At 45.7% G+C, this 13,376-nt stretch carries 12 protein-coding genes; 5 read left to right on the top strand and 7 right to left on the bottom strand.

The genetic code is table 11. The features are described from left to right. Positions 1–88: 88 nt before the first annotated feature. Both AACV78_RS16695 and AACV78_RS16690 read right to left on the bottom strand, forming a co-directional pair. Positions 89–2,308 carry a PAS domain-containing sensor histidine kinase gene (locus tag AACV78_RS16695; RefSeq protein ID WP_194010137.1) on the bottom strand — a complete coding sequence of 740 codons (2,220 nt, stop codon included), beginning with the start codon at positions 2,306–2,308 and terminating at the stop codon, positions 89–91. Between the two features lie 646 nt (positions 2,309–2,954). After that, entirely contained in the window at positions 2,955–4,433 is a 1,479-nt protein-coding gene (locus AACV78_RS16690; protein WP_194010136.1) for a leucyl aminopeptidase, read from the bottom strand. 245 nt (positions 4,434–4,678) lie between these two features. Here AACV78_RS16690 and AACV78_RS16685 point away from each other — a divergent pair, with 245 nt between their 5' ends. After that, positions 4,679–6,880 carry a lytic transglycosylase domain-containing protein gene (locus tag AACV78_RS16685; protein WP_194010135.1) on the top strand — a complete coding sequence of 734 codons (2,202 nt, stop codon included), beginning with the start codon at positions 4,679–4,681 and terminating at the stop codon, positions 6,878–6,880. Between the two features lie 183 nt (positions 6,881–7,063). On the opposite strand, the gene AACV78_RS16680 is transcribed toward AACV78_RS16685, so the two are convergent. Beyond that, positions 7,064–7,561, bottom strand: coding sequence for a pentapeptide repeat-containing protein (locus AACV78_RS16680; protein WP_194010134.1), 498 nt, complete (start codon positions 7,559–7,561; stop codon positions 7,064–7,066). A gap of 109 nt (positions 7,562–7,670) precedes the next feature. Here AACV78_RS16680 and AACV78_RS16675 point away from each other — a divergent pair, with 109 nt between their 5' ends. After that, on the top strand, positions 7,671–8,036 hold the full coding sequence (locus AACV78_RS16675; protein ID WP_194010144.1) for a phage holin family protein: 366 nt from the start codon (positions 7,671–7,673) through the stop codon (positions 8,034–8,036). A gap of 7 nt (positions 8,037–8,043) precedes the next feature. On the opposite strand, the gene AACV78_RS16670 is transcribed toward AACV78_RS16675, so the two are convergent. Then, positions 8,044–8,805, bottom strand: coding sequence for a cobalamin biosynthesis protein (locus AACV78_RS16670; protein ID WP_194010133.1), 762 nt, complete (start codon positions 8,803–8,805; stop codon positions 8,044–8,046). 119 nt (positions 8,806–8,924) lie between these two features. Here AACV78_RS16670 and AACV78_RS16665 point away from each other — a divergent pair, with 119 nt between their 5' ends. Further along, on the top strand, positions 8,925–9,287 hold the full coding sequence (locus AACV78_RS16665; RefSeq protein WP_194010132.1) for a hypothetical protein: 363 nt from the start codon (positions 8,925–8,927) through the stop codon (positions 9,285–9,287). A 65-nt stretch (positions 9,288–9,352) separates the two neighbouring features. On the opposite strand, the gene AACV78_RS16660 is transcribed toward AACV78_RS16665, so the two are convergent. Continuing rightward, on the bottom strand, positions 9,353–9,487 hold the full coding sequence (locus tag AACV78_RS16660; RefSeq protein WP_339383688.1) for a hypothetical protein: 135 nt from the start codon (positions 9,485–9,487) through the stop codon (positions 9,353–9,355). Positions 9,488–9,571: 84 nt separating this feature from the next. Between AACV78_RS16660 and AACV78_RS16655 the strand changes: the two genes are divergently transcribed. Continuing rightward, positions 9,572–9,937 (top strand): hypothetical protein, encoded by a 366-nt coding sequence (locus AACV78_RS16655; RefSeq protein WP_194010131.1) that lies wholly within the window; start codon positions 9,572–9,574, stop codon positions 9,935–9,937. A 5-nt stretch (positions 9,938–9,942) separates the two neighbouring features. Here the strand turns inward: AACV78_RS16655 and AACV78_RS16650 are convergent, their stop codons facing one another. Together AACV78_RS16650 and AACV78_RS16645 are read right to left on the bottom strand one after the other, a co-directional pair. After that, on the bottom strand, positions 9,943–10,464 hold the full coding sequence (locus AACV78_RS16650) for a GNAT family N-acetyltransferase (RefSeq protein WP_194010130.1): 522 nt from the start codon (positions 10,462–10,464) through the stop codon (positions 9,943–9,945). 217 nt (positions 10,465–10,681) lie between these two features. Beyond that, complete coding sequence (locus tag AACV78_RS16645) at positions 10,682–11,296, bottom strand: TetR/AcrR family transcriptional regulator (RefSeq protein ID WP_194010129.1); 615 nt, start codon at positions 11,294–11,296, stop codon at positions 10,682–10,684. Positions 11,297–11,574: 278 nt separating this feature from the next. On the opposite strand from AACV78_RS16645, the gene AACV78_RS16640 reads away from it, so the two are divergent. After that, positions 11,575–13,167 (top strand): M16 family metallopeptidase, encoded by a 1,593-nt coding sequence (locus AACV78_RS16640; RefSeq protein WP_194010128.1) that lies wholly within the window; start codon positions 11,575–11,577, stop codon positions 13,165–13,167. The last annotated feature ends 209 nt before the right edge of the window (positions 13,168–13,376 follow it).

Genomic DNA, 13,376 nt, shown 5'->3' with positions numbered 1-13,376 from the left:
GCAAATTCTCCTTTCTCAATAGTTATACCGCCCGCTTTATAGTGACAGATAACTTCGGCAAAAGTCTTGATACTTCCGTCGGACTAATTCACAAAGGAAGTTCGATCGCAAATTCCGTCCCCTCACCCAAAACTGAACTACAGGTCAAGGTTCCGCCGTGTTTTTCAACAATAATTCGGTAGCTGATGGATAACCCTAAACCTGTGCCTTTTCCTAGGGGTTTTGTGGTGAAAAACGGGTCAAACAATTGGCTGCGAACGTCTTCTGTCATGCCGAGCGCATTATCGGCAATTTTGATGCAAATACTATTTTCGTTAAGGGCTTCGGTGCGAATACGAATAGTTGGTGTCCAGTCGCTGTCGCCCGTTAGCGAAGCCCTCGGATAGGAGCGCCTTTTTTGGTTGCAAGCATCTTCTAGCGCGTCAATACTGTTGCTCGCCAGATTCATAAATACCTGATTTAGCTGACCTGAATAACATTCAACTAATGGTAATTCACCGTAATCTTTAATTATTGTGATTTCTGGATATTCGGCTCGGGCTCGCAGTTTGTTATGCAAAATTATGAGCGTGTTGTCTATACCTTCGTGAATGTTGGCCGGCTTCTTTGCCGAGTCGTCTAAACGCGAGAAGTTTCGCAAACTCATAACTATTTCGCGTATTCGATCTGAACCCATTTTCATTGAAGATAATATTTTTAATAAATCTTCTCTCAAAAATTCTAAATCAATGTTTTCAATATATTCTTGAACTTCTACCCTTGGCTCAGGATAATGTGTTTGATAAAGTTCCACAAGCTGCAACAAGTCTTTCATGTATTGGGTGGCGTAGGAAATATTGCCGTAGATAAAACTGACTGGGTTGTTGATTTCGTGAGCCACTCCCGCTACCATTTGACCGAGATTTGACATTTTTTCGGTATGAATTAGGTGAGATTGGGTTTCTCGGAGTTCTTTGAGAGCGATTTCTAGCTGCTGCGCTCTGTTGTTGGCGATCGCCTCGGACAGCCGCAAAGCGTCCTCGGCTGCTTTGCGCTCTGTGATGTCAAAAATAGCGCCGTTGAGGGATAACATTTGACCGTCTGTGTGGAAAATAGCTTGACCTTTTTCTGCAACCCACCGCACATTTCCGTCGCTGTGAATCAGGCGATATTCGATCGCGTAAGGTTGCTTTGTCTGAATCGCGCGATCGATAGATTGCTCGATCGCCTCCGCATCATCGGGATGAACTATACTAGGAAAAGCCTGCACCGGTTGAATCATAAAGTTAGCTGCGGGGTAGCCAGAAATAGCTTCTATGCCGCTGCTGATAAACGTTAGGCTCGATCGCCCTGCCGCACTACAACGATAAACTGCGCCGGGAATGTTAGAAACTAAGGATCTAAATTCTTCTTCCCTTTCCCGCAAAGCTTCCTCAATCCGCTTGCGTTCGCTAATGTCGCGAGCAAAGGCGCACTGATATTCTTTACCGTTAAATTCCAAATGGTCGATCGTAATTTCCACCGGAAAAATGCGACCGTACTTAGTGAGGTGATGAACTTCAATATTAACAGAACCGCACCTTTTTAAGACTTTCCAGTGCAAACTCCAAGCAGTTTCTGGAAAATCGGGATTGATGTCGTGTATAGTTAGGTCGAGCAATTCTTCGGCAGAATATCCCAAGGAAGAGCAAGCAGCGTCGTTGACGTATACAAATTTACCGTCCGCTCCGATCCAGAATACCGCATCTGCCGATCGGTCGATCGCAAATTGAGCCAACTGCCACTTTTCCTCAACCCGGTGGCGATCGGCAATTTCTTTTTCTAACTGTTCGTTAAGCGAATTGACAATGGTTTCGGGATCGGCCAGCGCGATCGATTGTTTGGCAAATTCTCCTGTATGGATATCTGGGTTTTCGTGATTTTCTTCTACTTGTTTGAACAGCATTTTTTGAAGGTTTTTTGTTTTATTTAAGGTTAATTGAGTCAGTGCTTTCGGCATCAGAGCGATCGTCGCTGCGGTTAACAATAAAAAAATTAGAGCAGTGGCAGCTTTGAGAGTTACAGACAACCAATAAATAGAATGCCAAAGCATCCAAACTTGCATCAATTGAGCAGCGCCGCAGGACAAAAGACCAACAGCAAACAGCCGTCCAATCTTGCTGCGATAACCTTGGCGGGTAAAATAGACTAAAGATAGCCCCACAGAGCAATAAGCCAGAGCCGTCAGCGAGTCAAAAACAGCGTACAGTCGCAACTCCCGCAGCGCGTCACAGCCAACTGCGGAAGATACAGGAAGTGTGGAAAAAAAAATTGTTAATTGTTCTTGCATAAAGTTCAAGAAAATTTATCTGTACCAATGCAAATCTGCTCAAATACAATTATTTGATTTCTGGGAGTGAAATATTGAGATAATTATATACTTTTTTGAGTTGGTGTGAAACAACACTTCAGAGAGTTTTTGGACATCCCACCGTATAATCATGGTTTCGGGGCGCTTGAGGCACAGGATAGGCCTGCATGAAAATCAAGGTTTTCATACTGCGAGCTAAAAACTTAGTTGGCTGATGCGCGCTGAATTCAGAAACCGGGTTTCTTCGTCGTATATTTCTCGCTATCAAACGTAAATTGTGTAGAAACCGGGTTTCTCGCCCCTGCACTTCAACAGCAAACAGAAAACAACAAACAGTAGACAATATTCCTCGCTCGCGTGCTTTGTAAAGCACCAGAGTTCCCGACAGCACTGGAAGCATCTGGTGTTTTGCAAAAAGCATTTTTTTATTGAGCGTGCGATCGTCCCCGCTGGCGTATTGTAATTGCGAGCAGGGACGATCGCACTCTCAATGCAAAACACCAGATGCTCCCGACAGCAATTTTCAGGAAAAATGCTTTTTCCCCAGCCGGAAATGCTCCCAATTAGCGGACTTTTAAGGCAGCGCAAATCTCAATTTTTGCGCTTATTAATAATCCACAATTAATTAAGCGCCTCCAAGCACCCAATGCACCAAAGTCCGAACTCCAAAACCTGTAGCTCCGGGGCCGTTGTAGCCGTTTTCTTTCTCGATCCAAACCGGGCCGGCAATATCTAAATGCGCCCAAGGAGTATCCTTGACAAACTGCTTCAAAAAGAGCGCCGCTGTAATCGAACCACCGGGACGGGGACCTGTGTTTTTCATGTCAGCGTGCAATGCTTTTAAACCATCAAAATACTTCTCTTCCATCGGCATTCGCCAAAACTTTTCGCCTGCCAATTCTGAGGCGGCGACTATTTCGGCGGCGACGCTATCTTGAGGACTCCACAAACCGGCGATATCTTCGCCCAATGCAATTACGCAAGCGCCTGTCAGAGTTGCTAAATCGACAATTGCATCAAGTCCCAATTTATCAGCAAATACCAAAGCGTCAGCCAGGGTTAAACGCCCTTCTGCGTCGGTATTGTTGACTTCAATTGTTTTGCCGTTGGAAGCTGTGAGGATGTCTCCAGGGCGCATGGCGCGACCGCTAATCATGTTTTCGGTGACGGCGCTGATAAAGTGAACTTCGACATCTGGTTTGATGTGTCCGATCGCCTTTGCCGCTCCCAGGGTAGCTGCCGCGCCGCCCATGTCTACTTTCATCATTTCAATGCCGCTACCGGTTGGTTTGATGTTCAAACCGCCGGAATCAAAGGTCAATCCTTTGCCGACAATTGCTATTTTGCGGCGCGGTGTACCTTCGGGTTTGTAAGTTAAATGGATGAATTTAGGCGGCAAATCCGATGCTAGGGCAACGCCGAGAAAGGCTCCCATACCTAGTTTTTCACAGTCTTCCCGCTCCAGTATTTCTAATTCTAAACCGCATTCTGCAGCTAGACTTTTAGCAGTTTCTGCCATTGTAATTGGGGTGACATAATTGGCCGGCGCTGCGACTAATTCCCGTGCTAAAATGACTCCGGCAGTGATTTGGCGGGCGCGGGCGATCGCACTTTCGGTACCGGCAAAACCGAGCAACTGAATTTGTTCGACCTGCGGGGTTTTATTGTCTGGTTCCGATTTGAAACGGTTGTCTTGATGCAGGGAGAGTTCTACACCTTCGACGATGGCGCTTGCTGTAGCGTCCGGCGCGTTTTTCCAGACAGGAAAGCTAATTCCGAGGGTTTTACATTTCTCTTTTTTGGCTAACTTGGCGCAAACGCCTGCAGCTTGCCGCACGGTGTCTAATTTTAAGTCTGGGGCTTTTCCTAAACCGACGATCGCAATTTTGCGAATCGGATTGTTGCCGCCGACTCTGGCGATGGCGCTGGTGCCGGTTTTGCCCTTAAAATCTACTTCCTGAATCAGCTCTTTTAAAGTGCCTGCGAGTTGTTCGTCTAATTGTGCCAAATCGCCCGTGAGTTCCAAAGCGTCCTCAAATAGACCAATTGCTAGGGCATCTCCCGTCCAAGCAGAACGGGGCGTATCGGTGACTAGAAATTCCATGTTTTGATTTACTGTTTAGATTTGAGATTTTTGATTGTACTTTGTTGTGGGCGGTTTTTGGTTTTTCCTTGGTGAGCGTAAATATATCGATCGCACAAATTCCCCGCTCCACATCAAAATAAATTCTGGTACTATATCAGCGTGGAACGGGCTCGATGCCAGCGATGGCATGGAACAGCCAGGATGCCTGTGAGGCCTCTTGACAACAGATCGGTTTTCTATTCTTAATTATCTGAAATTTTCCCATGTTAAAGCAACGTAAAACCCAACTTTCTATTTTAATCAGTGTTTCAGTTTGCGTGATGGTGCTCGGCTCTTTGGTGGCTGCAGCAAAATTGATGGGTGTCGGCCCGTTCCAGAAGGCTCAGCAGCCCCTAGATGCAGCGAATTCTGCAGCGTCGTCGGTTAAGATGCTCGTCTCGCTCTCACCCCAGGAGCGATCGGCGAAATTAGTTGAACTCGCCACCCTGCAGCCTGCAAGTACCAACCCCCAGCAGGAAATCTCCCCTCAAAGTCGCGCCCGCTACCTGCTGGCCAGCGATTTAATCCAGCAAGGAGATGCCACCAAAGCATTAGAATTATTGGACAATTTAGAGCAACAATATCCTGTTTTAGCCTCTCATATTGCCCAAAAACGCGCCCAAGCTTACGAATTAAGTGGCGACAAAGGCAAAGCACAAAAAGCTTGGCAAGAACTGCTCAAAAATTATCCTAACGACCCAGTAGCAGCGGAAGCTTTATATGTTTTAGGCAAGTCAAAACCGGAATATTGGCAACAGGCAATTACTGAATTTCCCGCTCATCCGCGTAGCATAGAAATTGCCCTGAAGAAGTTAAAAGAAAATCCCAACCAACCGCAGTTGATGCTGCTAGTAGCAAAACACGGTCATTATGTCAAAGATTACGGTACATTATTAGAACAATTGGTGCAGCAAAACAGCGCTAGTTTGAAACCCGAAGATTGGGAAGAAATTGCCTTTGGATATTGGGAAAAACAGGATTACGGCAAAGGAGCAATTGCTTACGGAAAAGCTCCCCGCACCGCCAAAAATCTTTACCGGAAAGCTCGCGGTTTGTGGCTTGACGGCAAAATTCCAGAATCAAAAATTGCCTATCAAGAATTAATTGCGGCGTTTCCCGATTCCGAAGATACTGGTTTGGGTTTAATTCGGCTGTCGCGACTGAATGAACCCAAGGATGCGATGGTTTTGCTCGATCGCGCGATCGGCAAATTTCCCAATTATGCCCCCGAAGCTTTGCTAGACAAATCCAAACTTCTCGACAAAGCAAACAGCGCTAAATCCGCCTCAGATACCCGCAAATTGCTATTGACAAAATACAGTAATTCTGATAAAGCAAGTGAGTTACGTTGGGCGATCGCCCAACAATATGCCAAAGCCGGAGATTTAAAATCAGCTTGGCAGTGGGCGAGGGAACTAACCACCAACAATCCCGACAGCGAACAAGCACCAGAAGCAGCATTTTGGGTGGGGAAATGGGCGCAGCAACTCGGCCGCGACCAAGATGCAAAAACATCATTTGAATACACCATTTTACGCTATCCCGAATCATATTTTGCATGGCGGTCGGCCGTACTTCTCGGCTGGCCAGTAGGCGACTTCACCACAGTCCGAGATTTGTCTCCCAAGGTAGTGCGGCCGCTTCAGCGCCCGGAACCAAGCGCAGGTTCTCCAGCATTAAAAGAACTCTATCAACTAGGTCAAGATAGAGATGCTTGGACGCTGTGGCAAATAGAATTTATCGACCGCATCGAACCGAGTATTTCCGAACAATTTACCGACGGTTTAATGCGAATTGGAGTAGGAGACAACTTAGACGGTTTGTGGATGATTGGGAGTTTGCGGCAGCGCGAAAAACCAGACGATAGAACCGAATACCTCGCCCTCAGACAGCAGCCGGCCTATTGGCAAGCATTATATCCTTTTCCGTACCTAGAAACCATTGTTAAATGGTCTCAAGAGCGCCAAATAAATTCATTATTAGTGACAGCATTAATCCGGCAAGAATCGCGATTCATGCCTGGTATTAAATCAGTAGTGGGCGCGACAGGTTTAATGCAAGTAATGCCGGAGACAGCAACTTGGGTTGCTGAGAAAATTAATCTCAAAAAATATTCATTGGAGAATATAGACGACAATATTAAACTCGGAACTTGGTATTTGGATCACACTCACGACGAATACAAGAATAACTCGATGTTAGCTGTGGCGAGTTACAATGCCGGGCCGAATGCAGTAGCAGATTGGTTGAAGAGATTTAGCTTTAGCGACCCGGATGCTTTTGCGGAAAAAATTCCGTTTCCTGAAACGAAAGGATACGTAAAATCGGTGTTTGAGAATTACTGGAACTATCTGCGGATTTACAATCCAGAAGTTAATCAGTTAATGAGCGATAATTATGAGGCTTCACAGAAAAAAGCAAAGTAAATTATTGGTGGTGTGGGGGCGGGTTTATCTAAATTGTTGCTAATCGTTATATATTTAGGGTGAACCTGCCCCGACAAAATAGGGTTTCTTAGGGGCGAGTTCACCAACCATAATCGTCCCAAACAATCTCAAAAACCATCCCCCACCCAACAAACAATCATCAGTAATTGACCGGAGATGGTATCAGCGGCATCCCAAGGAATCGCGAGTAGAAATCCCTGTTTGAGAATTGATTCCGCTGGCTTTCGCGCACAATTCTTTAACTTGTGCGCCATCCATAATTGCGTCAGTAAAATCAGCACCGGTGATATCAACTCCATCAAAAGTAGAACGCAACAAAATTGTTTCCACTAAAATGGCATCGCTTAAATCAGCCTTAGTAAATTTAATTTGATCGATCATGGCATTAGTTAAGTTTGCGCCGTGCAAATTCGCCTCAGTCATCACCGAAGCGCTCATAATTGCTCCTCGCAAATCGGCATTAGAAAAATTAGTTAAGTCCATATTAGCGTTAGAAAACTCAGCAGCCCGCAGCATTTGACCGGAAAAATCGCGTCTTGTGAGTTCGGCGTTGCTAAAGGACAGCGGCGGATCGTAATATTTAGATTGAGCTAGGGCTGGCCGCGGGAGGATGAAGATAGTTAGCGCTAAGAGGAATGCTGCTAGTTGCCGGAGTTTCATAAGTCTGATATTCTCACAAGGTGGGTATTTTGTAGTGTATCCCGAACTTTGGTCGATCGACCAAACAGTTACAATCTCAATTAATAGTGATGGAGATGAAAAAAGCGATATGTTAAGTTTTTTCTTAACTTGGATAGTAGCCGCAGTTTCGCTGGTGATTACAGCTAACATTGTACCAGGTATTGCGGTGGTTAGTTTTCCGGCGGCGATGGTGGCTGCTGTGGTGATCGGATTGGTGAATGCGGTTGTTAGGCCGATTATTACACTGCTGACGCTTCCTTTGACTGTGATTACTTTAGGTTTGTTTTTGTTTGTTGTGAATGCAATTTCGCTTTCCTTGGCTTCCTGGTTGGCGGGTATATTCAATATTGGTTTTGCAGTTAACGGTTTTTGGCCTGCTTTGTTTGGTTCGATTGTTTTGTCGTTTGTTTCTGGGTTGATTGGTCGTTTTGTGAATCCGAGCACTTTGGATTAGGAAGATATTATCCCAGATAGTCGATCGGGCAAACAGCAACCGCTACTGTAACAGAGCCTAGTTTTTTTTCCGATCGAAAGATTTTTTTGGGAACTAAGAGGGGATGGGAAACAGCCCCACACGCAGATAAACGCGGATGACTGATGGATATCTGCGTTTCTTGATGTTGGCGGGCGGTTACAATTTGGGCGATCGCACAAAGTGCAGCCGCTTCTGCTACACTTTTAGTCCCGACCTTTTGCGCTACCACATTGGAAGGATTCGGAACTTCGACAGAATTTAAAATATCCGCAGCAAAGGTTTTTAACGGCCAGTTTCGCCCAGCACAAAGTTCCAGCAAACCGACTTCACCTGCTTTAGTATCAACAGTAGCAATACCTGCGATCGCACTTTCGGCCAAATGAGCGCCCCGACAGACATTTTGAATCGCAGTTTCGATTAATTCCCGTGGCGTTCCGCCTTCGCAACCTATCCCTACCCACAACACTCGCGGGTGCAACTGAACCTTTGGTAAAGTAGATTCCGGTGCAAATCTTCTCTGGGTGAAACTAATCCAAATTCGCCCTTTGATAGTTGACAGATTTTCCCCTTCCCAATACAAGGAATGATTGTCTGGTAAACTGTTTTGCCACAAAGTAGAACCAACTTCTTGAATTACTTCTACAGTTTCTCCTCTCTTCATAGTTGCCGCTATTCCCGCCCAGTCGCCTTCCCCCCGATTCCAAGCGCTGGGAAAGTCTAACATATCTAACGTAAATTCATCCTTCATTATTCAGTTATTTATTATGTAGTTTCACTGCGACCGCAATCTTAAAAAAAATTAACACTTTGTTTATTGAAAATTTTGGTATAATTGTAGCAGAAACTACAAAAAATCCAACATTTAAGATGGTAGAACTAAATCAGTTACTCTTAGAGTTTGAAAGAAATGTCAAATCGGAACAAGTCACAAAAGAATGGAAAGAGCGCCGGGAAAGTTGGGTGAGCGATGTGGCAGCATCAGTTAACCTGACATATCTAGCAAAATTGCTAGTTGAATTTGAATCCAACTTGCAGGGGGAATCGTTTGATATTCAGTGGAAAGAGCGTCGGAACAGTTGGGTAGAAGAATGTCTGGGAGCATCCATTGTTCAAGAAGTATCAAGTTTATTGCTGGAACTAGAAACCCAGACAAATTCGGAAGCTATGGCTGATGAATGGTCGGATAATCGAGACAATTGGGTACAGCAAATGCACAAGTTTAAGGAGTAGTTTCGACAATTCAGAGCCTGTAAATATGCGTTTTCAGGCTCTAAGATTTCCCAAGGACTAATGACTCAAGTATTCGGCTCCATCATCGTATTTTGACTGAAGCACGGGACTGCAAACATTCCCACAAATACCTCAGCGACAATCTTCGGATTCATCTTTCGATAAACTTGTTTTTGCATCGCCGTTTCCCAAAAAGCCACATCTCTCCTTATAAAAAACAAACAGTCTAAATCAATACAATTTGTAATAAAATAGCACAAACTGCAAACAATAAAACATTTAATATGGTAGAACTGAACCAGTTACTGTTAGAGTTTGAAAGCAACCTTACCTGGGAAGCAGTCACGAAAAAATGGAAAGAACGTCGCGACAGTTGGGTGAGAGAAGTGCAAGCAGCCGTAGAACCGTCACAGCTAGCAGAATATCTAATTGAATTGGAATCAGAAATCGAGTGGGAAGCGGTACAGAGTCAATGGAAACTTCTCCGAAAAAGTTGGAAAGAAGACTGTCATTCAGCATCGACTCTGGAAGAAGTATCAAGTTTATTGTTGGAACTAGAAAGCAATACAACTTGGGAAGTATTGTCCGATGAATGGCAGGATATTCGGGAGAATTGGGTACAGCAAGTGTACGAATTTAACGACGAATAATTCACTCAATCAAAATCTATTTGCATAATCAATGATGTCCCTCCCGTGCGGTTGATTGTCTCGTTTCCCTCAATTACTTTAAATCCCGATCGCTCGTACAAACTCAGGGCCAGATTTGAGCTTCGGACACTCAGCGATACCGAGCGATAAGATGCTTTGGCTGCTGACAACAGACGATCCAACAACTGCGTTCCTATACCCTGATTTGTATATTCTGGAAGAAGCGCGATCGCCAATTCCGGGATGGTATCGTTTACCCAGCCAAATCCCTTGTCATCCCCTGTAAATAAACGCAGCCAGGCTGCTCCTATCGGCTGACTGCTGTTGCAGGCGATCGCTGCGAAGCCCATATCGTTTGCACGTCCCCAATCCTTGACATATTTAGCAATTAAAGGATGATTTACAACAGCTTCCACCGTTGATTCGCCTTCTTCTGCCACGTGCGCCGCTTCATACAGCATTTGCCACAGAAAAGGCTCGTCTTCCTGCGTTAGCGGCCGAATATAATAGTCCAAAACTTTGCTCATAAGAAGAAGGAAGTTCGGTAACGGATTCGCTCCACGGATGTAACGGATGTAACGGATGTAACGAATGTAACGAATGTAACGGATGTATGGAAGAATAAAGAAGGAAAAAAGACGCGAACTACTAATGACTAATGACCAATGACTAATGACCACCCTTCGGCTTCGCTCTTCGGGCAAGATGACTACTGACTACTGACTACTGACTACTGACTACTGACTAATCCTTAACTAAAACGCCGTTCAGAAAAATATCTGCTAATCCTTCGGCCATTTCCTGCATTTCTTGCGGAGAAGCATTTGGTTCCCCAATCGTATTTTGACTAAAACCGGCTACTGCAAACATTCCCAAAAATACCTGAGCGACAATCTTCGGATTCATCTTCCGATAAACTCCTTTTTCCATCGCCGTTTCAAAAAAAGCCTCAGCCACAACGCTCATTTTTCCGATGACTTCTAACTGAATGCGATCGCGCAAATCCGGGTGAAACTGAGCTTCCAAAAAACAGACCCGCATCATATCGCTATTTGCGCGGATATTCACCATCCGCCGGCGCATCACCTGAGCCACTGCTTTGTAACTGCCCATCTCACTCAATTCTGTCAGCAAATCTGTCAGTATTTCCACCCATCCTTCCGTCGCCACTTGAATCAAAATCGCTTTTTTATTATCAAAATGTCGAAATAGCGTACCCTCCGCCACCCCTGCCGCCGCTGCTAAATCGCGAGTTGTCGTACCGTCGTATCCGCTGCGGGCAAACAACCGCACAGCCGCTTGTAAAATCCGCTTTTTGGTTTCTGTTTCTGAAGGAGGAGACTGATTAAAAATTCGCATGGCTTAATCGGTAATTGGTGACTTGGAATTGCGGGTTTGGGACGGGCGGGCGAAATAATGTTAAGTTTTAAGTTGTGCGCGGCTTTAATCTTAAACTTCAAACTCCTCGCCGAGATCCAGATTCTTTTTGAGATTGGCTGTATCAGCCTAACATCTGCGGCGCAACAGATCGCTTATGCCTCCAAAAATCTTTATCCTTAGAAAAGCATCCCTGGCATCGATCGCCAACATTTATTTGTTTGACAATCCAAAATCCCCAATCTAAAATCTAAAATCGAATGACCCCGCAGTTCCAAAAACCACGCGCGGCGAAGCTATCCCCTAGGGAATCGCCCCGCCCAACTCGATTCATCGCCTCCCTGCTGGCTGCTGTAATGCTGTGGTGGGGAATTTGCCCTCAAATCGCCTCCGCCCGCGAGATGCCCGCTAACGGCTCTCCAGCAATGTCTGTTCAACCGTCGCTCGATCGAGTAATCGAGCAAGTCACCGAATTCAAGCTCGACAACGGCATGACATTCGTGGTGCTCGAAAGGCCCAGATCGCCCGTAGCATCGTTTTTAATTCACGCTGACGTAGGAGGCGCAAACGAACCCGACGGTCAAACCGGAGTCGCCCACTATCTCGAACATTTAGCTTTTAAGGGCACGCCAAAAATCGGTACTACCGACTACAAAGCCGAAAAGCCGCTGCTAGAAAAACAAGACGAACTCTTCGAGCAAATGCAAGCAGCCAAGGCGATCGGCAAAACCGAAGAAGTCGCCAAATTTAGAGCAGAATTGGACAAAGTTGAAGCAGAAGCAGGGCAATTTGTCAAGCGCAACGAATTCGGCAAAATAGTCGAACAAGCAGGCGGAGTCGGACTAAATGCCGCTACTTCTACCGACTCGACAATGTATTTTTACAGCCTCCCAGCTAACAAATTAGAACTGTGGATGTCGCTGGAATCAGAGCGATTTCTAGAACCTGTATTTCGGGAATTTTACAAGGAAAAACAGGTAATTTTAGAAGAACGGAGGCTGCGAACTGAGAATTCTCCGATCGGACAAATGGTTGAAGCTTTTGCCAGCACAGCCTTCTCGGTTCATCCCTACCGCCGCCCCGTAATTGGCTACACCGAAGACATTAAAAACCTGACACGAGAACAGGTGCAGAAGTTTTTTGAGACTCACTACATCCCCAGCAAGCTAACAGCAGCGGTGGTAGGAGACGTGAAAGCTTCGGAAGTGAAGCGGCTCGCTCAAATTTATTTCGGCCGCTACAAAGCGAAACCAGCACCTTCTGACTTGGAAATTGTGGAGCCTCCGCAAACGCAAACTAAGGAAGTCACGCTGAAGTTAAAAACTCAACCTTGGTATTTGGAAGGATATCACAGGCCGGCGATGAATCATCCCGACAATGCGATTTATGAAATTATTGGTTCTTTGCTCAGCAACGGCCGCACATCTCGGCTTTACAAGTCTTTGGTAGAGCAGCAGCAACTGGCGCTAGCGGCTCAAGGTTTCAGCGGCTATCCGGGGGAAAAGTACCCGAATTTGATGTTATTTTATGCTCAAACTGCTCCGGGCAAGACGGTTGATGAAGTAGCTGCGGCTTTGAGTAAGGAAATCGATCGCCTGAAAAATGAGCCGGTTTCTGCTATGGAATTGGAGCGGGTGAAAACTCAGGCGAGAGCGGGTTTGTTGCGATCGCTCAATTCTAATATGGGCATGGCATTTTCCCTGCTGGACTATCAAGTAAAAACTGGTTCGTGGAAAAATTTGTTTAAGGAATTGGATGCGATCGCTGCTGTTTCGCCTGCTGACATTCAGCGAGTTTCTCAGGCAACTTTCCGCCCGGAAAACCGCACGATTGGTAAGCTTTTGTCGCTTTAATCAGAAGGAAGAAGGAAGTTCGGCAACGAGCAATGTACGGGATGTAACGGATGTAACGGATGTAACGGATGTAAGTCCGTCGGAAGAAGGAAGAAGGAAGAAGGAAGAAGGAAGAAGGAAAATTTGTTTCCCGACTCTGCCCCTTCTTGCCAACTTAGCTCGTTTCCAGGCTCTGCCTGGAAATGCAGATCCCGAGGCTCTGCCTCGTC

It is taken from the genome of Tychonema sp. LEGE 07196, from assembly GCF_963890365.1.
Lineage (GTDB): Bacteria > Cyanobacteriota > Cyanobacteriia > Cyanobacteriales > Microcoleaceae > Microcoleus.
The sequence above is the reverse complement of the archived record's forward strand: the minus strand, read 5'-3'. Positions and strand labels throughout refer to the sequence as shown.

What these genes read in the sequence shown, in the direction of transcription:
- AACV78_RS16695 (WP_194010137.1), bottom strand. Translation starts at nt 2,308, where the DNA reads ATGCAAGAACAATTAACAATTTTTTTTTCCACACTTCCTGTATCTTCC.
- AACV78_RS16690 (WP_194010136.1), bottom strand. Translation starts at nt 4,433, where the DNA reads ATGGAATTTCTAGTCACCGATACGCCCCGTTCTGCTTGGACGGGAGAT.
- AACV78_RS16685 (WP_194010135.1), top strand. Translation starts at nt 4,679, where the DNA reads ATGTTAAAGCAACGTAAAACCCAACTTTCTATTTTAATCAGTGTTTCA.
- AACV78_RS16680 (WP_194010134.1), bottom strand. Translation starts at nt 7,561, where the DNA reads ATGAAACTCCGGCAACTAGCAGCATTCCTCTTAGCGCTAACTATCTTC.
- AACV78_RS16675 (WP_194010144.1), top strand. Translation starts at nt 7,671, where the DNA reads ATGTTAAGTTTTTTCTTAACTTGGATAGTAGCCGCAGTTTCGCTGGTG.
- AACV78_RS16670 (WP_194010133.1), bottom strand. Translation starts at nt 8,805, where the DNA reads ATGAAGGATGAATTTACGTTAGATATGTTAGACTTTCCCAGCGCTTGG.
- AACV78_RS16665 (WP_194010132.1), top strand. Translation starts at nt 8,925, where the DNA reads ATGGTAGAACTAAATCAGTTACTCTTAGAGTTTGAAAGAAATGTCAAA.
- AACV78_RS16655 (WP_194010131.1), top strand. Translation starts at nt 9,572, where the DNA reads ATGGTAGAACTGAACCAGTTACTGTTAGAGTTTGAAAGCAACCTTACC.
- AACV78_RS16650 (WP_194010130.1), bottom strand. Translation starts at nt 10,464, where the DNA reads ATGAGCAAAGTTTTGGACTATTATATTCGGCCGCTAACGCAGGAAGAC.
- AACV78_RS16645 (WP_194010129.1), bottom strand. Translation starts at nt 11,296, where the DNA reads ATGCGAATTTTTAATCAGTCTCCTCCTTCAGAAACAGAAACCAAAAAG.
- AACV78_RS16640 (WP_194010128.1), top strand. Translation starts at nt 11,575, where the DNA reads ATGACCCCGCAGTTCCAAAAACCACGCGCGGCGAAGCTATCCCCTAGG.